Raw genomic sequence first — 22,186 nt, 5'->3', positions numbered from 1 at the left:
ACCTGTGGCGTGCGGCCTTGCCTGCACGCCACAGGTGCCTCAGCCGAAGCGCCGACGTGGTTGCTTCTCTTCCACGCCCTGGCGTGCCAGCCAATCCTTCCAGCTGATGCGCTCGTCGCGCACCAGCCAGCCGTCCTGCTCGGCAAAACTCTCCGATAGCCACAGCCCACGGGTGCTGACCGGTTGCAGGCTGCCCTGGTGCAGGCGCAGCAGTTCACCGCGTGGCCGGCCCTGCTGCAGCGGCAGCAGGTAAATGTCCGGGCGCCGCCGTTCCAGGCGGGCGATCAACTGACCGTCTTCCAGGCACTCGTCGACGTGGAACAGGCTGGGCTGGCGGCATTCCTTGGGCAGTTCCAGGCGCAGGTCGTAGACTAGCTGCAGCGAAGCCGTGGGCAGGTGCACGTAAGCGTGCGGGCGTTCGATCAGGGTCAGGTTGCCGCATTGCACCGGGCGTGCGGCGCCGGACAGCGGGCTGAGGCGAAAATGGCTGCTCTCGCGGTAGCGCAGGTTGCGCTGGTAGGGCGTGGGTAGCCAGGTGTCGCCGAAGCGGCCGCCGAGCCAGCCGTCGGCGGTTTCGATCAGGCATTCCTCGGCCACTTCCTGGATCGCGGTGAGCAGCGGCAGGTTCAGCTCATGGGCTGGCACGTAGCCGGAGATCAGCTTGAGCACCACGTCGCCACGATCCGGGCGGCGCTGGCGGACCAGCAACAGGTAGTCGCGGCCCTGCCAGTTGAGGGTTAGGCGTACCGAGACGCCCAGGTTGGCCAGTTCGACGGCGAAGTGCTGGTTGCCGGCGACCTCGATCGGGCGGCGGCGTTCGAGCATCTGGGTGAAGTTCAGTGGCAGGCCGAGGCTGCGGTAGTTCAGTCCTTCCGGCCCGGCTTCGACATACAGGGGCAGGGTCTTGAAGGCGCTGGGGTCTTTGCGCGCGAGCAGTCTCGACATGGGGGCTCCTGTTGCGGAGCTACCGGGCCTGAGAGCCTGTTCACGATCTTTTGGACTAGAGCCAGACAAGGTAAAACAGGCGAGGAAGCGGAGTTTACGAGCTGTAAATGAGCATTCCGAGCCTGTTTTTAACGCGGTATGGCCGACGGACAGGAGATCGTGAGCAGGTTCTGCGGCTGGCAGCTGTTTATCGGAGCTTTGCAGTGTAGTCCCTGATCACGGCCGCGGCGGTGGCTGCATTGGTAGCCAGGTGTTGCGGGTTGATGGTGCCGACGATGGCGCTGCTCACGCCGGGCTGGCCAAACACCAGCTCGAAGCTGGCGCGCACCGGGTCCTGGCCTGGCGCCAGGCAGGCATGGCCGCTGGCCAGGGCCTTTTTGATCAGGATGGCCTTGCCGTGGGTGGCGGCGTGTTCGATCACCGCTTGTTCGCCCTGTTCGGCGAGGTTGTAGGTGACCATCGCGCAATCGCCCTGTTCCAGGGCAAGCAGGCCGCCGGCGACCGTCTTGCCGGACAGGCCGAAGGCGCGGATCTTGCCCTCGGCCTTGAAGGCGGCGAGTGTTTCGTAGATGCCGCTGTCCTGCAGGATGCTCAGGTCGTTGCCGTCCGAGTGCACCAGCAGCAGGTCGATGCAGTCGGTTTCCAGGCGCTTGAGGCTGCGCTCCAGCGAGCGCCGCGCATGGGCGGGGCTGAAGTCGAAGTGCGACAGGCCGGCGACGAACTCTTCACCAACCTTGCTGACGATCACCCAGTCCTGGCGCTGGCCGCGCAGCAGCGGGCCGAGGCGCTCCTCGCTGACGCCATAGGCCGGCGCCGTGTCTATCAGGTTGATGCCCAGTTCGCGGGCCTGGTTGAGCAAGGCGAGGGCTGCGGCATCATCGGGAATGCTGAAGCCATTGGGATACTTCACGCCCTGGTCGCGGCCGAGCTTGACTGTGCCCAGGCCCAGCGGGGAAACCCGCAGGCCGGTGTTGCCGAGGGGGCGATGCAGGTCGTGCAGGCTCATGGCAGCAGCTCGTCCCATACCGGGCGTGCCAGGGGCGGGCGTGGCAGCTCGGGCAGGCTTGGGTGGGAGGCAGGGCGAATGCCATCGCGTTGCAGGGCGGCCAGCACGCGATCGCTGAAGTCCGGCGCGAGGGCCAGTTTGGTGGGCCAGCCGACCAGCAGCGTGCCCTGTTCGGCGAGGAAGGCGTTGTCCGGGCGCACCAGGCCGGATTGGGCTGGTTCGGCGCGGTCGACGCGCAAGGTGGCCCATTGGGCGCTCGACAGGTCGACCCAGGGCAGCAGGTTGCCCAGCTCCTTCTGCGCGGCAGCGATCTGCGCGGCTTCGTCACGGGCCACGCCGTCGGCTTCGGCGATGTCGCCACCGAGGTACCAGACCCACTGGCCGTCAGCGGCCGGGTGGCTGGTCACGGTGATGCGTGGCTTCGGCCCGCCGCCCAGGCAGTGGGCGTACAGCGGTTTCAGGCTCGGCCCTTTGACCAGCACCATGTGCAGCGGGCGCAGTTGCTGAGCGGGCTGTGCCAGGCCGAGGCTGGCCAGTAGTTCAGCGTTGCCCTGGCCGGCGCTGAGCACCACGCGCTGGGCGCGGATCTCGCGACCATCGACGCACAAGCCGGCCAGCTCGCCGTTGTCGTGCAGCGGCGCGATTTCCTGGCCACTGAGCAGGCTGTCGCCGGCCAGCTCGGCCAGGCGCGCGATCAAGCTGGGCACGTCGAGCACCAGCTCGGCGAGGCGATAGACCTTGCCCTTGAATTTGGGATGCTGCAGGGCCGGTGGCAGCTGCTCGCCCTTGACCTGGTCGACCCGGCCGCGCACCGCCTTGCTGGCGAAGAAGCTGGTCAGGTTGCCGGCCAGGCTACCCGGCGACCACAGGTAGTGGGCCTCGGAGAGCAGGCGGGCGCCGCGCAGATCCAGCTCGCCCTGGCCGTCGATGGCCTCGCGCCAGCGCGGCGGCATGTCTGCGATGGCTTCGGAGGCGCCAGTCAGTGCGCCATGCAGGGCGTACTTGGCGCCGCCGTGGATGATGCCCTGCGACCTCACGCTCTGCCCGCCGCCCAGGGTGGCGTTTTCCACCAGCACGGTGGCGAAGCCCTGCTGGCGCAGACGGGCATTCAGCCAGAGGCCGGCGATACCACCGCCTACGATCAGGACATCGGTGCTGAGAGCTTGGGACATGCGCGGGGCTCGCTGGAAAAAACAGGCGCGCAGTATAACGCGGTGATTGCCGCTCAGTGCCCGGTGCTGGCGGAGAACAGCTGGATCACCACCACGCCGGCGATGATCAGGGCCATGCCGAGCATGGCGGGCAGGTCCAGGCGCTGCTGGTAGAGGAAGGTGGCCGCGATGCTCACCAGCACGATGCCGAGGCCGGCCCACACGGCATAGGCGATGCCCACCGGGATGGTCTTGATCACCAGGCTGAGCATCCAGAAGGAAATGGCGTAGCCGACCACGACCAGCACCAGGGGCAGCGGCTTGTTGAAGCCGTCGAGCGCCTTCATCGAGGTGGTGGCGATGACTTCGGCGGTGATGGCGACGGCAAGGTAGAGATAGCCGGTCATGGTGGTACTCCTGTTGGGCTGCAGGCCATTCTAGGTGTTGTGCCGATGGGATAAAGTCATTACCTATCTGTAATGGAGATGGGTATGCAGTGGAACCTTGAACAGATCCGCCTGTTTGTCAGTGTCGCCGAGGGGCAGTCCTTTTCTGCGGTGGCGCGGCGCCTGCAGCGCGCACAGTCGGCGGTGAGCACGGCCATTGCCTTGCTCGAAACCGATCTGGGCGTGCTGTTGTTCGAGCGCAGCAGCGGTCGTCAGCCACGCCTGACGGCGGCCGGGATGTCGTTGCTGGAGGAGGCGCGCGAGGTGTTGCGCCAGTGCGAGCGCCTGGAGGGGCGGGCGTTGGGCCTGGTGTGTGGCGAAGAAGTGCGCCTGCGCCTGGCGCAGGATGAGGCGATGCCGTATCAGCCAGTGCTGGACAGCCTCGAGGCCCTGGCCCAGGCCTTCCCCCTGCTGGAGGTGCAGCTGGCCAGCGGCGCCCAGGGCGATGTCGCGCGCAAGTTGCTGGAGCGGCGGGCCGATCTCGGCCTGTTGTTTCACCACGAGCAGATGCCCGACGCCCTGGAGCGGCAGCGCCTGGGCACCATCGAGATGGTCACCGTGTGTGGCGCCGGGCACCCGCTGGCGTCCATGGGCCTGGTCGATCGTCGCGAATTGGCCCGCCATCGCCAGGTGCTGATGGCGCCGCAGGACAGCCATTACCCCGGCGGCGAGCAGATCAGCCCCGCGGTCTGGCGTACCGACAGCTTCTACGCCATGGCCGAGTTGCTCATGCGTAATCTGGGCTGGGCCTGGCTGCCGCGCCATGTGGTGCAGTACCCGACCTACCAGAGCCAACTGGTGGAGTTGAGCAGCGACTGGACACCGCCACCGCTGGTGGTGGAACTGGTGTGCCGGCGCGATGAGGCGCTGGGGCCGGCGGCCTTGTGGCTGGCTGCTGCCTTTGCCGAGCACTTGCAGGCGGCGGGCTGATTGGCCCGAACCTCTCTGATAAGCTGCGCGCCCATGAACAGACGCCTCTATACCCTGATCCTGCACCTGGTCCTGCCAGTGATTTTCCTGCGCCTGCTGTGGCGCGCCTGGCAGGCGCCGGCCTACGGTCGGCGCATTGGCGAGCGTTTTGCCTTCGGCTTGCCGGCCTTCAAGCCGGGCGGTATCTGGGTGCATGCGGTGTCGCTGGGCGAGAGCATCGCCGCGGCGCCGTTGATCCGCGAACTGCTGGCGCGTTATCCGCACCTGCCGATCACCGTGACCAGCATGACGCCGACCGGTTCGGAGCGGATTCAGGCGCTGTTTGGCGACAGGATCCAGCACTGCTACCTGCCCTATGACCTGCCCTGGGCCTGCGCGCGCTTCTTCGAGCGGCTGCAGCCACAGCTGGCGGTGATCATGGAAACCGAGTTGTGGCCCAACCATATCCACCAGTGCGCCAGGCATGGGGTGCCCGTGGTGCTGGCCAATGCGCGCTTGTCCGAACGCTCGGCGCGCGGTTATGCCAGGTTCGCCAAGCTGACTGCGCCGATGCTGGGCGAGCTGAGCCTGATAGCCGTGCAGACCGAGACGGAAGCCGAGCGTTTTCGCCAGCTGGGCGCGCGGCCCGGCTGTGTCGAGGTGACCGGTTCGATCAAGTTCGACCTCAGCGTGGATCCCGAGCTGTTGCAGCGCGCGGCCTTGCTGCGCGAGGAGTGGCAGGCAACGCAGCGCCCGGTGTGGATCGCCGCCAGCACCCATGCCGGCGAGGACGAAGTGATCCTCGCCGCGCATCGCCAGTTGCTGGTGCAGCAACCGCAGGCGCTGCTGATTCTGGTGCCGCGCCATCCGGAGCGTTTCGACGCGGTAGCCGAGCTGTGCCGCAAGGAAGGTTTTGCCACGGTGCGCCGCTCCAGCGCCCAGGCGGTCGATGCGCAAACAACGGTGCTGGTGGGCGACACCCTGGGCGAGCTGCTGTTTCTCTACGCCCTGGCCGACCTGGCCTTTGTCGGCGGCAGCCTGGTGGCTAATGGCGGGCACAACCTGCTGGAGCCGGCGGCGCTGGGCAAGCCACTGCTGAGTGGGCCGCACCTGTTCAACTTCCTCGAGATTTCGGCCCTGTTGCGTGAGGCCGGTGACCTGCGTGAAGTGCACGACAGCGACGAACTGTTCGCCGCGCTGCAGCAACTGTTCGCTGAGCCCGATCTGGCCCGGCGCATGGCCGAGGGTGGGTTGGGCGTGCTGCGCGCCAATCAGGGCGCCCTGGCGCGCTTACTCGCCGGGTTGCAGCGCCTGCTGCCGCCGCAGGCGCCATAGCGCCCGCAGGCTGATCCCGCTCAGCGCCAGGAGCAGGCAGGGCAGCCATACCCAGCGCGCCTCCGAGGCCAGCACCAGCAGGCCGCGCTGGGTGAAGAAGCCATTGACGAAGGGCGACACGGCAATCGGTCGCCAGGGCAGGAAGAAGCGCTGCTCGCTCCAGGGCCACAACCAGGCCACGCCCAGACCGCCGTTGGTGGCGGCATCCAGCAGGCTGTGGGAGGCGGTTGCCAGGCCGATCCAGACCAAGGCCTTGAACGGCCCGCAATCAAGCAGGCGACAGCCCAGTGCGCCCAGCAGTCCGCACAGGCCGGCAAACAACAGGGAATGACTGAAGCCGCGATGGCCGAAGGCATCGGCGTAGGCAATGCCCAGCTTGAAGGCCAGGACGTCGGCATCCGGCAGGCAGGTGAACAGCAGGCTAGCCAGCAGCAGGCGCGGTGGCACCCGCTGCGAGCCCAGGGCCAACCCGAGCGCGAGAATCGGCAGCGGGTGGCTGATCAGGGTGGTCACGGCTGTGGCGTGTGCTCGTGCATACGCGCCAGTTGGCGCTCCAGTAGCGACGGGTAGGGCTCGAGCAGGCGCTCGACGCAGCTCGCGCCTTCCGGGCTGGCGATCGGGCGAATACGGGCGCAGGCGCGTACCTGCGCATCATCGCCAATCGCGCGTTGCACCAGCAGCAGGTTGCGGCTGTGCTGCGACAGGGCCAGGGCATCCTGTGCGGCGTCGCTAAGCAGGACTTCGGCCTGGCTGGTCGGGATCGGCTGGTCGCTGTGGGTCAGGCCGAGTTGCAGTTGCAGGGTGATGCCGCTATCGGCCACCTCGATCTGCAGGGCATGGCCGAGGGCGCGCATCAGCTCGCCGCAGCACAGGGCGTGGGTCAGGTAGTCCTCACCGCTCTGGCTGCTGCTGAACAGCATCAGGCTGCTGCCGTCGTTGAGCGTGTAGAGCTTGCCCTGGTACAGCGCGGCGGCCTGCTCCAGGCAGTCGCGATAACGCTGCAGCAACTCCATCAGGCGCGAGCGCGGCAGGTGACGCAATTGCTCCTGGGCACCGAGCTGGATCGCCAGCACCGCACTCAATACCGGCGCGGCCGGTGGTGCTGGCGGTGCGCTCGGGGTGATTTCGTCGAGGTCGCTGAACGGATCGTCGTCGACCCGGTGCTCGGGTTCGCGCTCGTCGTAGGACTCGTCGTAGCCGATGTCGTCGGCGTCGAAGGCCGGCTCGCGCAGGTTGGGCACGTCGAAGGAGGGCTCGTGCTCGTCGAGGTACGGGCCGTGGTCGTCTTCGTCTTCGGCGTAGTCGTCGCTGGGCTGCGGCTCAGGCTGCGGCTTTTCCGGTACCAGGCGGGCCTGGAGCTGGCGGGCCAGATCGCCGATTTCGTCCTGGCGCCCGGCGCCTGGGGCCGGGTCATCCGGGTCGCGCAGCCACAGGCGCAATTGCAGCAGCGGGGTGGAGATGTGCCGGCCGAGGCGCAGGCTCAATGACATGGCCAGGGCCAGCAGGATCAGGCTGAGCAGCCCCATGCTCTGTAGGCTGATGGTCATTGGCTGCTGGAACTGCTGCATGTCGAGGCTGATGCGCAGCTGCCCGGCGATCACTTCCTGGAAGGTGATGGGCGTCGAGTAGAGGCCTTCGGTATCGCCCAGCAGGCCCTGGCTGGGGCGCGAGCCGGCTTCGGCGAGGATGCGGTTGTCCACGCTGTAGATGGCGGCGTGGGCCACTAGCGGGTTCTTCACCAGGTTGCTGAGCAATACGTTGAGGCTGAGGATGTCGTTGGACACCAGCAGCTCGGTGGCGGACGCCGCCGTTTGCACGGTCAGGCTCTGGCCGAGGGCGTCGGCCTGCTGCTGCATGGCCTGCTTGAACTGCATGCCCATGACCCAGGCGTAGATCACCAGGGCCAGTGCAACCAGCAGCAGGCTATGACTGGCGATACGCAGCGCCAGCGGCACACGGCGCTGGCGCAGGGCATTGAACAGCAGGAGGAAGAAATTGTCGGGTTTGACCTGAACGGGCCGGTTCACAGCGCGCGGCTCTTCTGAATTGGATTGCCGCGCAGTATAACCACGCCCCCCATGCGGGCAAAGCGCCGCCCGTGCCCTGGCAGGGGGGAAACTGGTTAGAATGTGCGCCTTTCGATGGGCCGCAGTGCCCTTCTGCCGACTTTAACTGCCAGCCTGGGAGTGAACGCCTTGCGCGAAATCGTCCTGATCAACATCACCGGGGAAGATCGCCCGGGTCTGACCGCGGCCATTACCGGCGTGCTGGCCCAGGGCGGGGTGAATATCCTCGACATCGGCCAGGCGGTGATCCACGACACCCTGTCGTTCGGCATCCTGGTCGAGATCCCCGATACCGAGCAGGCTTCGTCGGTGCTCAAGGATGTGCTGTTCACCGCCTACAAGCTGGACCAGCAGGTGCGCTTCACCCCGGTTTCCGAGTCCGATTATCAGCAGTGGGTCGGTGGCCAGGGCAAGCCGCGCTACATCGTCACCCTGCTGACGCGCAAGGTCACCGCCGAGCAACTGCAGCGGGTCAGCTCGATCACCGCCAAGTACGGCCTGAATATCGACCATATCGATCGCCTGTCCGGGCGCATGCCGCTGGACACTCCGGCCGACCAGGGCAAGGGCTGCATCGAGTTCTCCGTGCGCGGCGAGCCGGCCGATGCCGTGGCGCTGCGCGCCGAGTTCCTCAGCGTGGCCCAGGAGCTGAACGTCGACATCGCCTTCCAGCGCGACTCGCTGTTCCGCCGTAATCGCCGCCTGGCGGTGTTCGACATGGACTCGACGTTGATCGAGGCCGAGGTCATCGACGAGCTGGCCAAGGCCTACGGCGTGGGTGAGCAGGTCTCGGAAATCACCGAGCGGGCGATGCGCGGCGAGCTGGATTTCCGTGCCAGCTTCAAGGAACGCATGGCGCTGTTGCAGGGCCTGCCGGAAACCGTGCTGGCCGATATCGGCGCCTCGCTGCGCCTGACCGAGGGTGCCGAAGTGCTGTTCGCCGAGCTCAAGCGCCTGGGCTACAAGACCGCAATTCTCTCGGGTGGCTTCACTTACTTTGCCAAGCAGCTGCAGGCCAAGCTGGGCATCGACTACGTGTTTGCCAACGAACTGCAGATCGTCGATGGCAAGGTCACCGGCGTTGCGGTCGAGCCGATTGTCGATGCGCAGCGCAAGGCCGACCTGCTGCGTGAGCTGGCGGCAAAAGAGGGGCTGCGCCTGGAGCAGACCATTGCCGTCGGCGACGGTGCCAACGATCTGCCGATGCTCGGCCTGGCCGGGCTTGGCGTGGCCTTCCGTGCCAAGCCGCTGGTCAAGCAATCGGCCAAGCAGGCGATTTCCACCCTGGGCCTGGACGGCATTCTCTACCTGCTGGGCTTCCGTGATCGCGACGGTCACGACTGATTTTCGCCAGCCACAAAAAAGCCCCGCATCTGCGGGGCTTTTTGTTGGGAGCGTTTACTCGTCGCCGGCGGAGAAGTCGTAGTCCATCGACTGGCTCGGCCCCTGCAGGTAGTGACCCTGGATGTAGTTGACCCCGGCCTGCCACAGCGTGGCCAGCACGCTGGCGCTCTCGACGTACGGCACGATGGTCAGCTTGGCCTGGGCGTGCAGGCTGGCCAGCAGGGTCTTCAGGGTTTCCTGGTTGTCCGCGCTGGACAGCTCCTGGGAGAACGAGCCGTCGACTTTGACGAAGTCCACGTTCAGGTACTTGAGCGTGTTGAACGGGTTCAGCGCGCAGCCAAACTGGTTCAGGGCGACCTTGCAGTGCAGCTCTGCGAGGCCTTGCGTCAAGGCCTTGGCCTGCTTCAGGTAGGCAATCGCATCCGGCTCGCTGATCTGGAACACCAGGGCATCCGACGGCAGGCGCGCGGCTTTGAGTGCCACGCTGAGCCATGGCAGCAGGGTCTGGTCCTGCAGGCTGTTGCTGGTCAGGTGCACGAACAGGCGGGTGCTGTGGCCCTTGCTGCGGTGTTCGGCGAGCAGCTTGATCGAGTTGAGGATCACCCAGCGGTCGATCTTCTCGGCCAGGCCGGCATCGCGGGCGGCGTTCATCACATCGCCGGTGGGGACGTCTTCGCCTTGCGGGTTGAGCAGGCGCAGCAGCACTTCATAGTGCTCGTCGCTGTCGCCGCGCAGGCTGATGATCGGCTGGAACAGCAGGCGGAAACTGTTGTTGTCCAGCGCCTGCTGGATCATCGCGATGATGTTGCCGCGGTTGGCGGCAGCAGCCAGCTCATCGGCCGGATTGAAGATCTTGATCGCGTTGCCATCGGCGATGTCGTCGGCGCAGCGGTGTGCGCGGTCGATCACGTCCTGGGCCTTGCTGGTCTGCTCGCCAAGCCCGGCGACGCCAATCGACAGGGTGGTTTGCACGGTGCGGCCGCTGATGTCGAACATGTGCCCTTCGGCTTTCTTCAGCAGCGCCGCCAGTTGCTCGCGGGTCTGCTCGGGGAGCAGGTCGGGCAGCAGGGCGGTGAACACGTCGTCACCGAAGCGTGCCAGCGGCGTGCCGGCGGGGAAGTGGTTGCGCAGCAGGTTGGCCAGGTCGGTCAGGAGCATGTCGATGCCCGCCAGGCCGACTTCGCCAATCGCCTCGCTGTAACGGTCGACGCGGATGTAGGCCAGGCTGGAAACCTGGTTGGTGGTCACCGCGCGTTGTGCGGCACCATCCATCAGCTCGAGGAAGTGCGGGCGGTTGTACAGGCCGGTGACCAGGTCCTGGCTGCTGATTTCACGCAGCTTCTCTTCCAGCTCGGCGTTGTCGGCCTCGGCGCGGATCACCACCTGGATGCACGGCTCGCCATCGTAGGTCGCCGGGGAAAAACCCATGCGTGCCGGGAAGCGTTGGCCGTTGGCCTTGACCCCGGCGCAGGCCAGTTCGGCACTGCCTTCGGCGCTCGAGTAGTTCTTCAGGAAGTCCTTGAACGCGGCCTGATCTTCGCTGGCGATCAGGTCGATCATCGGCATGCCTTCCAGTTCGTCACCATCCTCGTAGTCGAACAGCTTGAGGTAAGCGCGGTTGGCATAGATGTGCATGCCGTCGTGGACATAGGTGATAGCGTCGACGGAGCTGTCCAGCAGCAGCTGGCAGCGCTTCTCTGCTTCACGCAGGGCGACCTCGGCGCTGCGGCGGGCGCGGCGCTCCTCGAGGTTGGCCAGTTCGCGGTTGGCCACCAGAATCAGGCGCTCGTCTTCACCCTGGGGCAGGGCATCCTGGGCGCCGAGCATCAGGGCTTCGGTGATGGCGTCGGAGTCGTTGCCGTCGATCAGCTGGATGAACGGAATGTCCTTGGCCTGGCGGCGGATGGCGGTGATCGCTTCGTTCGGTTCCAGGTGTTCGCTGCTGGGGGCACTGATCAGCAGGTCCCAGCTCTGTTGCAGGGCTTCGGCGAGGTTGTCGCTGGAGGTGATGCGGTGAACGCGGGTCGCCCTTCCGGCATTGCGGAACAGGCTGACCAGGCGCTCGGCCTCGTTCTGCGAATCCTCAAGGATCAGCAGGCGTATGGTTTTTTTTTCGATGGCCATGGGGGTGTAATGCTGTGAATGCGCCGAAGAACGGGCGTAAAAAGGCGACAAATGGTCTGTTTTTGCAATCTACAGCGACTTCCAGAGTGAGTCAAAGTCTTCCTCGCCGCCCTTCTCTGGGCTTTTCCCGGCTGTGACCGGCATCGCGCTTGGCTCGCCACTCTGATCCAGGCGACGGTACTCGAACTGGCTGAAACTGCCGGTGCTGGTCTGCCGGCGACTCAATACGGCGCGCAGTTCTTCACCATGCAAGTTGATCATCACCTTGTTGCTTTCCTGGAAGGGAATGCGTGGCGTGATCAGGCTGGCCGGGCGCGAGATCACGCGGATTTCCGGCAGCAATAGGGCGCGCAGATACTGGCTGCTCTGCTCGTTCTTGCGCACCAGTTGCAGGCCGCAGGGTTGGGCGTGCGGGGCAATCAGTTCGATGCCCATTTGTGTGCCGCCGCCGCGCACCTGGCGAATCCAGCGCACCACGGCCACGCTCCAGGTCTGCTCGGGGCTGTCCTGGATACCCAGCAGCTCACCCGCCTGTAACTGGCTGGGGACTTCTTTCGGCCAGCTCAGGCAGTAGCCGCCAGGGCTGTGGTTGACGATCGGCACGTCGAAGGTCGGATAGCTCTCCACCGCTTCGGCAGGGGCGGCATCGCCGGGCTTGTGGGCGCCCTTGTACTGGATTTCCTCCAGCGGCATGCCGTGTTCCCACTGGGTTTCGCGCTGGGCGTCGAAGGCGATGGACCAGACGTCCGAGGCGCTGCCGCCCACTTTGCCAGGCTTGAACTGGGCGCTTTGAATCGCTTCGGGGCGCTGCAGGACTTCGGCGAACACCTGGTTGCCGGCCAGGTAGTAATGCACCGCCGACATGCCGATGCACAGGTTCAGGCTGCCGCGTCCGGGATTGCGCTGAAAGGTGCGCTCGGCGATATCGCCCCAGGCCGAGCTGAGGTGTTGCAGCAGGTCGATGCTCATGCCGTCGGGCACATGCAGGCGGCGCGGCTCCTTGCTGTCTTCGGGGAGCAGCAGGTGTTCCTTGATCGCATCGACCAGCGCGTGCGGATCCAGGCCCAGCAGGTTGTGCAGCTCGGTCTCGGTGAACAGCGACTTGTAGCGCGGCGGGCCATCCTGCTGCGGAGAAATGACGAACAGGCTGTAGGGCTCGTCCGCGGCATGCAGGCTGGCCAGGGTGCTCCAGCTTTCCAGTGCCTCGGCCAGGCGCGCGATGCTGCTCTGGCGCATCTGGTTGCAGCGTGAACAACCCAGCAACAGCGCGGCGATGTAGGTCTGCTCGGGGCTCAGGCTCTTGCCGTTGCGCGCCAGGCTGTCGGACACCTGGGCGTTCTGCAGGTTGTGCTGGCGGGCGATGCGATAGAGCTGGTGGAGCTCCAGCCAGAGGCCTTCCGGCACCGGGCAGTACAGTTGGCTGGCGCGCACCAGTGGGCCGCACAGGCTGTGGATGGCGCGTTGCAGGGCGACCGCCAGGAGCTGGATGCGGTCCTTGCTCAGGCGCGGCGCTTCCTGGGTGATGATCAGCTTGTAGCCGATGGCCAGGTGGTTCTGCAGGGCCTGGCAGAGGTTGGCGACCTTGCGCGGGCGTTCGTCGAGGACGATCGACTGGTTGAGGAAGTGGCGTTCCAGGTGGCGGCAGACGAAGGCCACTTCCGGGCGCACCAGTTCGAGCAGTTGCAGGCGGTTTTCGCTGGTGGTGCTCAGTTGGTTCAGCTCGACCAGGCTCTGGTACAGCTGGCGCGCAGTTTCACCGATGTTGGCCTTGGGCAGGCCGGCGATCCAGCGCTTGAGCTCGCGCGGGGAAGCATCACAGAAGGACAGACTCTGCTTGTCGGGGGTGGGGACGCGTAATAACAGATGGGGACTCTGTTTATCCATAACCGGGGTTGTATCCGTAACAGGCAGGCTGAGCGCTTCAGGGCGGGAGGCTTTCGGCAACTCTAGCAGTATCCCGCCTGGGCCGCAGCCTTGAGCTTGTCTAGAGGAGTATCGGTTCTGACACTATTGGTGGAGGGATGTTCCAGATGGGTCACATGCCCGAAGCGGCGCTGGCGACCGATTCGTCCGGGCTGACGCGTATCCATCCATCCCCCTGACGCGCTACTGCGCTGGCGGCCCAACTGGCCATGTCCTGGCGCCGGCAAACGCCGGTATTGCCCAGGCCCGAGCCGGCCACCACCTTGTAGATCACCTGGTCGCGCAGGCCGCGCCCGCTCTTGCCGGCGGCGTCGATGACCTGGCGCACTGCCCAGGCATCGCCGGGCAGGGCGTTGCTGTAACAGGCGCCGAGGAGGATGTCGGCGGCGACAAGGCGTTTCGCCTGGGCGTGTTGCTGGGCCAGTTGCATGACTTCCAGCAGGTCGTCGAAGCGAATGTCCAGGTAGGAGTCGACCTGGCGCAGTGCGTGGTAGAAATCTTCCGGGCTCAGCCCGCCCGGATTGGCCAGCGGCTGCGGTTGGCGCGCCAGTGCCGCCGGATAGCGGCGCCAGGGAAACAGGCAGTTGAACAGCACGGCAACCAGCAGAATGATCGCGACGTTGAGCAGCACCGGGCTGAGCACGAAGGCAAAACCCAGGTCATGGATGGCCGTGCCGCCAATTACCGCGCTGAGTGCCGTGGCCCCGCCGGGTGGATGGATGCAGCGGGCGTACTGCATGGCCAGGATGGCCAGTGCCACAGCCAGCGCCGGGGTGACGGGCGAGTCCGGCAGCAGTTGCTGGCAGGTCACCCCGACCAGCGCCGACAGGCCGTGCCCGCCGATCACCGCCCAGGGCTGCGACAGCGCGCCATGCGGTACCACGAACAGCAGCACGGCGCTGGCGCCCATTGAGGCCACCACCCAGAAGGCGGCTTCGCTCGGCAGCAGCCAGTGGGTGACCGCGTAGATCAGGCCGATTCCGACGAAGGCACCCAGGGTCGCCAGGTACTTTTCCAGGTGGCTGGTGGAGTCGGCACCCCAGCCCAGCAGGCGTTGGCAGTACTGCCAGAAACCGCCCTGCATCAGCTGCGTGGTTGTGCCAGGGCCTGGCCCATGCGCACCGGGCTGCCGGCGACCAGGCCTTCGGCCCACTGCACCTGCTGCGGGCCGAACAGCACGATGGCGGTGGAGCCGAGTTTGAAGCGACCCAGCTCGCCCCCTTTGACCAGTTCGATGGCGGCGCGCGCGGCGTCATCGTAGCGGGTGGTCTTCAGTTCGCGCTTGGGCGGGGTGATCAGGCCGGCCCAGACGGTTTCGATACTCGCCACGATCATCGCGCCGACCAGCACCACGGCCATCGGCCCGCGCTCGGTATCGAACAGGCAGACCACGCGCTCGTTGCGGGCGAACAGTTCGGGGACGTTTTCCGCAGTGGTCTGGTTGACCGAGAACAGCCGGCCCGGCACGTAGACCATTTCCTTCAGCGTGCCGCCCAGGGGCATGTGCACGCGGTGGTAGTCCTTGGGCGACAGGTAGATGGTGGCGAAGTCACCGCCCATGAATGGCGCGGCGCGCTCGGCGTCGCCACCGAGTAGTTCCAGCACGCTGTAGCTGTGGCCCTTGGCCTGGAAGATGCGGCCTTGCTCGATCGGACCGAGCTGGCTGACCGCGCCGTCGGCCGGGCAGAGGATGGCGCCAGGCGCCTCATCCAGCGGGCGGGCACCGTCTTTCAGGGCGCGGGTGAAGAACGCGTTGAAGTGCTCGTAGGCCGTCAGGTCTTCGACCTGGGCCTCGCTCATGTTGACCTGGTACTGCTTGGCGAACCAGCCGATCAGGCGGTCCTTGAACCAGGCGGCGCGGCACTCGGCGGCAAAGCCGATCAGGCGCGACAGCAGGTGGTGGGGCAGCAGGTACTGGCTGAGGATGAACAGACGTTGTTTCATGGGTTTTCCTTGAAGAAGCTTAAATCTCGACCGGCATGTCGGGGTGGTTGCCCCATTCGGACCAGGAGCCGGCATAGGCCTTGACCCGTGGATAGCCGAGGGCCTTGGCCACTACATAAGTGAAGCCGGAGCGACGGTGGGTCTGGCAGTGGGTGATCACTTCCTTGTCCTTGCTGATGCCCAGGTCTTCCAGGACCTGTGCCATGTCGTTGCGAATACGCAGGCCGTTCTGTCGGTCCATGCCGGCGGTCCACTCGAAGTGGACGGCGCCGGGAATGTGCCCGCCGCGTGCCGAGAGCACTTTCTCGCCGCGGTATTCGTCGGCGCCACGGGCGTCCCAGATCGCCAGATCGGCGGCGCCGAGACGGCTGTGCAGGTACTCGCGGCTGGCGGTGGGTTCGTCGTGCAGGGTCAGTGTCGGCATACCGCTGGCTGGCGCAGGGCTTTCCTGGCTGAGTTCGCGACCTTCGCCGAGCCAGGCCTGCAGGCCGCCATTGAGGAAGTGCTGGCGGCCGTGGCCGATCAGGTCGAGCAACCAGATGAAGCGCCCGGCCCAGCCACCGCCTTCGTCGTCGTAGACCACATAGACGGCGTCCGGGTGATGGCCCAGCTCACCGAACAGGGTTTGCAGCTGGGCTAGCTCGGGTTGCAGGCCTGGTGCCGGCGCTTGGCCGAGTTGGGTGCGCTTGCTGTCGACCCACCGGGCCCCGGGGATGTGCCCTTCGGCATAGCGGGCGGCACTGCTCAGGTCGACGAGGATCAGCTCCGGCGCCTGCAGGCGTGCAGCCAGCTCGGCCGGCTCGATCACCAGGGGCAGATCAGAGAAGGCGGACATGCGAAGCCTCCGGAAAGTCAGAAAGGGGCGGATTGTAGCGGAAAACGCGACTCAGGCGCCGCGCTTGGCGAAGCTGCCCAGGGCGCGCTCGATGCATTGCACGGTCTTGCCGAACACCTGCAGTTGCGCGTCGCTGAAGGGGGCGCCGTTCTGATCGGCGACCAGCAGCATGACCACCCGGCCATTGCTGGCCAGTGAGCGCAGCAGCAGGTGCTCGCTGGGGAACAGGGCTTTCAGGCTGCCCGGCAGCAGGGCGGAGAACTGCGCGATATTGGCCGGGGTCAGGCGCAGCTGTCCGGCTTGCCCGAGCAGGCGGCGCAGGACCTGGCTGTGTGCCGGGTCGAGGCGCAATTGCGCGGCGTCCGCTGGCAGGCCAGTGCTCTGCTGGGCGATCAGGCGTGTGTGGTTGCGGTCGGCCAGCAGCAGCAGGGTGCGCGGCATGCCACCGGCTTGCAGGGCCTGACGCGCCGCATCGGTGAGCTGCACGACGTTGGCGAAGGCCGAGGGCTCGGCCAGCAGGCGCGTGCATTGCTGCTTCCACTGGGCCAGGGCATCGCTGTTCGGCAGGGCGGGTGCCGCCTTGGGCTGCAGATGGCAGGCGTCCCAGGGCCAGAGCAAGGCTTCGGCCGGATGCCACAGGCCGGGCTGGGCATGCTGGCGCGCGCTCACTACCGCCTGCTGGTGGATCAGCTGCTGCAGTTCGCCGACCGTGGCCTGCAGGTACAGTCCGGTCAGGCGCTGCCAGCGCAAGCTGTGTGGGCAGCCCCAGCTGTGGTGGCTGGACAGGGCCAGGCCGTTGGCCAGCAGGATGCTGTTGGACGGCAGGGTCAGCCAGCGCCGCAGGTTGGGGTCGGCATCCAGCAGTTGCTGCTGGTGCAGCGGGTGTTCGTTGTCGCGGGCAAGGTGCAGGGCCTTGACCAGTAAGCGGCGGTCTTCCACCAGCAGGCGGTAACCCTGGACGATCCACTCCGGCAGGCGCCAGTGCCGCGCCAGTGCCAGGCACAGTTGCAGCAGGGGCACGCCGAGCAGTTCGCGCTCCACCCGCGCCGCCGGCTCGCCTCGGCGCAACACACGCTCTTCCCAGGCCTCGAAGAGCTCAGGGTGAGCAAACGCCAGGGGCCATAGCGGCGCGAGGAACAACAGGCTGCCCCAGTGGATTTCCTGCCACAGCCGCGCCAGGCGGCCGGCAAACAGGCCGCTGGCCTGCTGCGAGGCGTGCAGGCTGATCAGCTGCAGCTGCCCGAGGGCGGGCGGCAGCTCATCTTCGGGCACCGCCGGCATCTGTGCGAGCAGGGTCTCGGTGCGCTTGAGGCCCAGGCGATTGAGCGCCATCTCCAGGCTTTCGGCCGGTTCGCTGAAGCCACTGTTGCTGCGATTGGCTTCGCGCAACAGGGTCAGGGCAATCGCCGGGCTGTTCTGGATCTGCTCGGCGATATCGCGCAGCGAGCGGCGGCTGTCGACCAGGTAGCGCCGCACCAGCTCCTGCTGGCTGCTGGCAATCGGCAGGCGAACGCCATCGAGCTGCTGCAGCCAGCCGTCGAGCGTGCGTGGTACGGGCTTTTGAGTGGGCATGTAGGTTGAGCCAAACTGGCTTTTCGCCTTTACTGCCTATAGTCTGGCGCAATACTTCCGATAAATAGAAGGGTTGTTTTACATAACCCTCTCGACTCACCTTTTAAGCTCATTCCCCCTATGGCAAAAATCCTCGGCATTTTGGTCGTATTCGGCAGCGTGCTCGGCGGCTTCATTCTGTCGGGCGGCAAGTTCATGGCGCTGATCCACCCCTTCGAGGTGATGATCATCGGCGGCGCTGCACTGGGTGCCTTCCTCCAGGCGAACCCGGGCAGCACCTTCATGACCGTCTTCAAGAAGTCCTTGAAGATGTTCAGCTCGCGCTTCACCCATACCTTCTACCTGGAGGTGCTGAAGCTGCTCTACGAGATCCTCAACAAGAGCCGTCGCGAAGGCATGATGGCCATCGAGGCGGATGTCGAGGACCCCAACGCCAGCCCGATCTTCAGCAAGTACCCGGCCGTGCTCAAGGATCCGCACATGACCGCGTTCATCTGCGATTACCTGCGCATCATGTCCTCGGGCAACATGGCTCCCCATGAGCTGGAAGGCCTGTTCGACATGGAGCTCAATGGTCTCAAGGAAGAACTCGAGCACCCCTCCCACGCCGTGGCCAAGGTGGCGGACGGCATGCCGGCCATGGGTATCGTCGCCGCCGTACTGGGTATCGTGATCACCATGTCGATCCTCGCATCTGCGGATAACGCGCAGATCGGCGAGAAGGTCGGCACCGCGCTGGTCGGTACCTTCCTCGGTATCCTGGCCTCCTACGGTTTCTTCGGCCCGCTGGCCGATGCCTTGGGACACGATGCCAAGGAAGAGCTGAACCTGTACGAAGCCATCAAGGCGACCCTGGTGGCGTCGGCTTCCGGCATGCCGCCGACCCTGGCCGTGGAGTTCGGGCGCAAGGTGCTGTTCCCGGCGCATCGGCCGAGCTTCAGCGAGCTCGAACAGGCCATGCGCGGTAGCTAAGGGCCATGGAAAACAACCAGCCAATCATCGTCAAGCGGGTCAAGAAGATCGCCGGCGGCCACCATGGCGGCGCCTGGAAGATTGCCTTCGCCGACTTCGCCACCGCGATGATGGCGTTCTTCCTGGTGATGTGGCTGATGAGTTCGGCCACGCCGGAGCAGAAGAAAGCCATTTCTGGCTATTTCCAGGACCCCATCGGCTACACCGAGAGCGCCAGCCCCTACGTCATCGACCTCGGCGGTACGCCGACACCGGCGCCGGATCGCACCCTCAATCCCGAAATGAAAGACGCGCCTGACGCTCAGGAAGCTTCGGTCGACGCCGAAGATACGCCCGAACAATTCGAGGCCAAGCAGGCCGAAAAGCTCGCCGAGCAGGTTGAGCAAGAGCGTCTCGAGATGCTCCTGCAGGAGCTGCAGACCAAGGTCGACGAGAATCCGCAGCTGCAGAAATTCAAGGACCAGATTCTCTTCGAGATCACCCAGGACGGCCTGCGCATCCAGATCATGGATGCCGAGAACCGGCCGATGTTCGACCTCGGCAGCGCGCGCCTGCAGCCGTATTTCGAGGACATCCTGCTGATCCTCGCCGAGACCATCAAGGAAGTGCCGAACAAGATCAGCGTCAGCGGCCATACCGATGCCAAGCCGTTCGCCGGCCAGGCCGAATTCGGCAACTGGGAGCTGTCGGCCAACCGCGCCAACTCCGCACGGCGTGCGCTGGTGGCCGGTGGTTATCCGGATGAGCGCGTGGCGCGGGTGGTTGGCTATGCCTCCTCGGCCCTGTTCGATCGCAACGACCCGCTCAATCCGGTCAACCGGCGCATCGATATCATCGTCCTGACCAAGAAGGCCCAGCGCGCCATCGAGGGCTCCCAAGGCGTCGGCGGCTCGGGTGATGCCGAGTCAGGTACGCAAGGGGCTCCTGTCATCGAAGGGCTGCCGGCTCCCGCCCCTACGCCGGACCCGAATGCGCCGGCGCAGTCGCGCGAACTGCGTGAGAAGCTGAACATCTTCGAGGATGGCGCGCTCAAGTTCGACGAACCCAAGGAATAGCCCAGCCCACAACGCACAAGGCCGCGATCATCGCGGCCTTGTCGTTTCTGCGTAGTGAGGTTTAGTACTCGGCGGTTGGCAGGCTGGCCAGAATATGCCGGTAGCTGGCCATGCGCTGCGGCTGGATGCGCCCGTCTTCCAGGGCCTTGATCAGCGCGCAGCCAGGTTCGCGGTCGTGCTTGCAGTCGCGAAAGCGGCAGGTGCCGAGCAGGTCGCGGAACTCGATGAAGCCGGCTTCCACATCATCGCGACTGACGTGGCCGAGGCCGAATTCGCGGATGCCGGGGGAGTCGATCAGCTCACCGCCGCCAGGGAAGTGGAACAACCGCGCGGTGGTGGTGGTGTGGGTGCCTTTGCCGGTGACTTCCGACAGCGGCCCGACGCGGGTGTCCACGCCCGGCAGCAGGCTGTTGACCAGCGAGGACTTGCCGACCCCGGACTGGCCGACGAACACACTGACGTGGCCGTCCAGGCGCTTCTGTAGCGCATCCATGCCGGCGCCTTCGTGGGCCGACACTTCCAGCAGCGGGTAACCCAGCTGGCGGTAGGTCGTGAGCAGGCCGTTGAGGTGCTCGGCGTTTTCCTCGTCGACCAGGTCAGCCTTGTTCAGCAGCAGTTGCGGCTGGATGCCTGCGTGCTCGGCGGCAATCAGGTAACGGTCGATCAGGTTGGCGTGGGCGTGCGGCAGCGGGGCGAAGACGATGACGATCAGGTCGACGTTGCCGGCCACCGGCTTGAGCACGCCGCGCATGTCCGGGCGGCACAGCTCGGAAGTGCGTGGCAGCTGGGCGACGATCACGCCATTGCCCTGGTTGCCGGCGCGCCAGACCACGCGATCACCGGTAACCAGGGCGGGCAGGTTGGCGCGCAGGTGGCAGCGCTGAACCTGGCCGGCCAGTTCGCCTTCCAGCGCCTCGACCTCGACCTGGACGCCGAAGTGGGCGATCACCAGGCCGGTTTGCTCCGGGCCGAGGTCGCCGCCTTCCAGCTCTTCGAGCATGCGCGATTCACGCTTGGCGGCGCGGGCAGCACGCTCTTCCTGAACTTTGTCGATGCGCCAGTTCTGGCGGCGGGTGAGTTGGCGTTTGGCCATGACCTTTCCGGGGGGAGAAAACGGCCGCGAGTTTAGCACGCGGCTGGCTGTGGCCGGGCGGGAACTGGTACAACGGCAGCCATTGCTTCCGACGACGAGCTGTCATGTTCGAATTGCTGCGCTCCCGCTACCCGGCCTTGCTGGCGCTGCTGGCCCAGATCCTGGCGCTGGCCATCCTGGCTGGGCTGGTGCTGATTCTGGCGCAGTTCGCTGGCTGGCGCCTGACGCCCTGGGCGGCGGTCGTGCTGCAAGGCGTGTTGGCAGCAGCGCTGGGCCATTGGCTGGGGCTGCGACGCTGGTGGCTGCCGCTCAACCTGGCTTTCGCCCCCGGCCTGCTGGCGTTGCAGTCGGGGCAGTGGCCAGCCTGGTGGTTCCTCGTCGCCTTCCTGGTGTTGCTGCTGATCAACTGGAACAGCTTTCGCGAGCGCGTGCCGCTGTACCTCAGCGGCGCGCGCACCCGCCAGCGTCTGAGCGAGAGCCTGAGCGGGTTGCCGGCGGATTTCCGTTTCATCGACCTTGGCTGCGGCCTCGGTGGCACCCTGGTGCAGCTGGCTCGCGACTACCCGAATGCCCGCCTGCATGGGGTGGAGACCGCGCCGCTGGTGTTTCTTTGCGCCTGGCTGCGTTGCCTGCCGTATGCCAATTGCCAGGTGCGCTACCGCAGCCTGTGGCGCGAGACGTTGACCCAGTACGACGTGGTGTACTGCTTCCTGTCGCCGGCGCCGATGCCGGAGCTGTGGCAGAAGGCCCGGCGCGAAATGCGGGTGGGCAGCCTGTTGATCAGCAATACCTTCGAGATTCCCGACGTGCCAGCGCAGGAGGTCATCGCCCTGAATGACTGGCGCGCTTCGCGTCTGCTGTTCTGGCGGCTATGACGGGCTAAACTGGCGGTTCGTACCAAGGAGCTTCGACCATGCCGCAGAATCCCAACAACCTGATCTGGATCGACCTGGAAATGACCGGGCTGGAGCCGGAGACGGACGTCATCATCGAGATGGCCACCATCGTCACTGACAGCGACCTCAACATTCTTGCCGAGGGCCCGGTGATCGCCGTGCACCAGAGCGACGCGCTGCTGGCCGGCATGGACGAGTGGAACACCCGCACCCACGGCGAAAGCGGCCTGACCCAGCGTGTGCGCGAGAGCAAGGTCGGCCCGGCCGAGGCCGAGGCGCAGACCATCGCCTTTCTCGAACAGTGGGTGCCGAAGGGCACGTCGCCGATTTGCGGCAACAGCATCGGCCAGGATCGGCGCTTCCTCTACAAGTACATGCAGAACCTCGAAGCCTACTTCCACTACCGTTACCTGGACGTGTCGACCCTGAAGATCCTCGCTGGCATGTGGGCGCCGCAGGTCAAGGACTCCTTCCAGAAGCAGGGCACCCACCAGGCCCTGGACGATATCCGCGAGTCGATCGCCGAGCTGAAGCACTACCGTCAGCACTTCCTCAAGGTCTGATACCTGC

General features: G+C 65.9%; 20 protein-coding genes. 7 read left to right on the top strand and 13 right to left on the bottom strand.

The features are described 5' to 3' along the window. Positions 1–39 precede the first annotated feature (39 nt). The 4 genes from H3H51_RS01875 to H3H51_RS01860 all read right to left on the bottom strand — a co-directional run bounded on the left by H3H51_RS01875 (position 40) and on the right by H3H51_RS01860 (position 3,509). On the bottom strand, positions 40–945 hold the full coding sequence (locus tag H3H51_RS01875) for a metal ABC transporter ATPase (RefSeq protein ID WP_183087316.1): 906 nt from the start codon (positions 943–945) through the stop codon (positions 40–42). A gap of 187 nt (positions 946–1,132) precedes the next feature. Continuing rightward, positions 1,133–1,951: an aldo/keto reductase gene (locus tag H3H51_RS01870; protein ID WP_183087315.1), complete on the bottom strand. Its 819-nt coding sequence runs from the start codon at positions 1,949–1,951 to the stop codon at positions 1,133–1,135. Then, positions 1,948–3,123, bottom strand: coding sequence for an NAD(P)/FAD-dependent oxidoreductase (locus H3H51_RS01865; RefSeq protein ID WP_183087314.1), 1,176 nt, complete (start codon positions 3,121–3,123; stop codon positions 1,948–1,950). The genes H3H51_RS01870 and H3H51_RS01865 overlap by 4 nt, the downstream gene beginning before the upstream one ends. A gap of 53 nt (positions 3,124–3,176) precedes the next feature. Beyond that, complete coding sequence (locus H3H51_RS01860; RefSeq protein ID WP_183087313.1) at positions 3,177–3,509, bottom strand: DMT family transporter; 333 nt, start codon at positions 3,507–3,509, stop codon at positions 3,177–3,179. A gap of 84 nt (positions 3,510–3,593) precedes the next feature. Between H3H51_RS01860 and H3H51_RS01855 the strand changes: the two genes are divergently transcribed. Both H3H51_RS01855 and waaA read left to right on the top strand, forming a co-directional pair. Continuing rightward, positions 3,594–4,478 carry a LysR family transcriptional regulator gene (locus tag H3H51_RS01855; protein ID WP_183087312.1) on the top strand — a complete coding sequence of 295 codons (885 nt, stop codon included), beginning with the start codon at positions 3,594–3,596 and terminating at the stop codon, positions 4,476–4,478. A 33-nt stretch (positions 4,479–4,511) separates the two neighbouring features. Further along, entirely contained in the window at positions 4,512–5,792 is a 1,281-nt protein-coding gene (gene waaA, locus H3H51_RS01850) for a lipid IV(A) 3-deoxy-D-manno-octulosonic acid transferase (RefSeq protein WP_183087311.1), read from the top strand. Here waaA and H3H51_RS01845 read toward each other — a convergent pair. Continuing rightward, on the bottom strand, positions 5,748–6,305 hold the full coding sequence (locus H3H51_RS01845; protein WP_183087310.1) for a metal-dependent hydrolase: 558 nt from the start codon (positions 6,303–6,305) through the stop codon (positions 5,748–5,750). The two genes, waaA and H3H51_RS01845, sit on opposite strands and share 45 nt — an antisense overlap. Then, on the bottom strand, positions 6,302–7,819 hold the full coding sequence (locus H3H51_RS01840) for a histidine kinase (RefSeq protein WP_183087309.1): 1,518 nt from the start codon (positions 7,817–7,819) through the stop codon (positions 6,302–6,304). Before H3H51_RS01840 ends, H3H51_RS01845 begins: the two co-directional genes overlap by 4 nt. Before the next feature lie 168 nt (positions 7,820–7,987). On the opposite strand from H3H51_RS01840, the gene serB reads away from it, so the two are divergent. Further along, positions 7,988–9,202 carry a phosphoserine phosphatase SerB gene (gene serB / locus H3H51_RS01835; protein WP_183087308.1) on the top strand — a complete coding sequence of 405 codons (1,215 nt, stop codon included), beginning with the start codon at positions 7,988–7,990 and terminating at the stop codon, positions 9,200–9,202. 54 nt (positions 9,203–9,256) lie between these two features. Here serB and H3H51_RS01830 read toward each other — a convergent pair whose 3' ends face one another. From H3H51_RS01830 to H3H51_RS01805, 6 genes are all read right to left on the bottom strand, one after another. Next, complete coding sequence (locus tag H3H51_RS01830) at positions 9,257–11,326, bottom strand: EAL domain-containing response regulator (protein ID WP_183087307.1); 2,070 nt, start codon at positions 11,324–11,326, stop codon at positions 9,257–9,259. A 69-nt stretch (positions 11,327–11,395) separates the two neighbouring features. Next, positions 11,396–13,210: a molecular chaperone gene (locus H3H51_RS01825; RefSeq protein WP_183087306.1), complete on the bottom strand. Its 1,815-nt coding sequence runs from the start codon at positions 13,208–13,210 to the stop codon at positions 11,396–11,398. Positions 13,211–13,361: 151 nt separating this feature from the next. Then, positions 13,362–14,333 carry an HPP family protein gene (locus tag H3H51_RS01820; protein ID WP_183087305.1) on the bottom strand — a complete coding sequence of 324 codons (972 nt, stop codon included), beginning with the start codon at positions 14,331–14,333 and terminating at the stop codon, positions 13,362–13,364. Beyond that, positions 14,333–15,193: an archaetidylserine decarboxylase gene (asd, locus tag H3H51_RS01815; RefSeq protein ID WP_183087304.1), complete on the bottom strand. Its 861-nt coding sequence runs from the start codon at positions 15,191–15,193 to the stop codon at positions 14,333–14,335. Before asd ends, H3H51_RS01820 begins: the two co-directional genes overlap by 1 nt. Before the next feature lie 19 nt (positions 15,194–15,212). After that, a complete protein-coding gene (locus H3H51_RS01810) occupies positions 15,213–16,028 on the bottom strand; it encodes a rhodanese-like domain-containing protein (protein WP_183087303.1) in 816 nt (271 codons plus the stop codon). Between the two features lie 51 nt (positions 16,029–16,079). Further along, on the bottom strand, positions 16,080–17,600 hold the full coding sequence (locus H3H51_RS01805) for an HDOD domain-containing protein (RefSeq protein ID WP_183087302.1): 1,521 nt from the start codon (positions 17,598–17,600) through the stop codon (positions 16,080–16,082). 120 nt (positions 17,601–17,720) lie between these two features. Here H3H51_RS01805 and motA point away from each other — a divergent pair, with 120 nt between their 5' ends. Both motA and motB read left to right on the top strand, forming a co-directional pair. Next, positions 17,721–18,572, top strand: a complete 852-nt coding sequence (motA, locus tag H3H51_RS01800) for a flagellar motor stator protein MotA (protein ID WP_183087301.1) — start codon at positions 17,721–17,723, stop codon at positions 18,570–18,572. 5 nt (positions 18,573–18,577) lie between these two features. Next, entirely contained in the window at positions 18,578–19,627 is a 1,050-nt protein-coding gene (gene motB / locus H3H51_RS01795) for a flagellar motor protein MotB (RefSeq protein ID WP_183087300.1), read from the top strand. A 61-nt stretch (positions 19,628–19,688) separates the two neighbouring features. Here motB and rsgA read toward each other — a convergent pair whose 3' ends face one another. Next, positions 19,689–20,720, bottom strand: coding sequence for a small ribosomal subunit biogenesis GTPase RsgA (gene rsgA, locus H3H51_RS01790; RefSeq protein ID WP_183087299.1), 1,032 nt, complete (start codon positions 20,718–20,720; stop codon positions 19,689–19,691). Positions 20,721–20,824: 104 nt separating this feature from the next. On the opposite strand from rsgA, the gene H3H51_RS01785 reads away from it, so the two are divergent. Beyond that, positions 20,825–21,595 (top strand): class I SAM-dependent methyltransferase, encoded by a 771-nt coding sequence (locus tag H3H51_RS01785; protein WP_183087298.1) that lies wholly within the window; start codon positions 20,825–20,827, stop codon positions 21,593–21,595. A 38-nt stretch (positions 21,596–21,633) separates the two neighbouring features. Continuing rightward, positions 21,634–22,179, top strand: coding sequence for an oligoribonuclease (gene orn / locus H3H51_RS01780; protein ID WP_183087297.1), 546 nt, complete (start codon positions 21,634–21,636; stop codon positions 22,177–22,179). Positions 22,180–22,186: the final 7 nt, after the last annotated feature.

Origin of the sequence: Aquipseudomonas ullengensis (assembly GCF_014174475.1) — a bacterium.
Classification (GTDB): Bacteria; Pseudomonadota; Gammaproteobacteria; order Pseudomonadales; family Pseudomonadaceae; genus Aquipseudomonas; species Aquipseudomonas ullengensis.
Note: the sequence above shows the minus strand (reverse complement) of the source record. Positions and strands in the feature narration are given on the sequence as shown.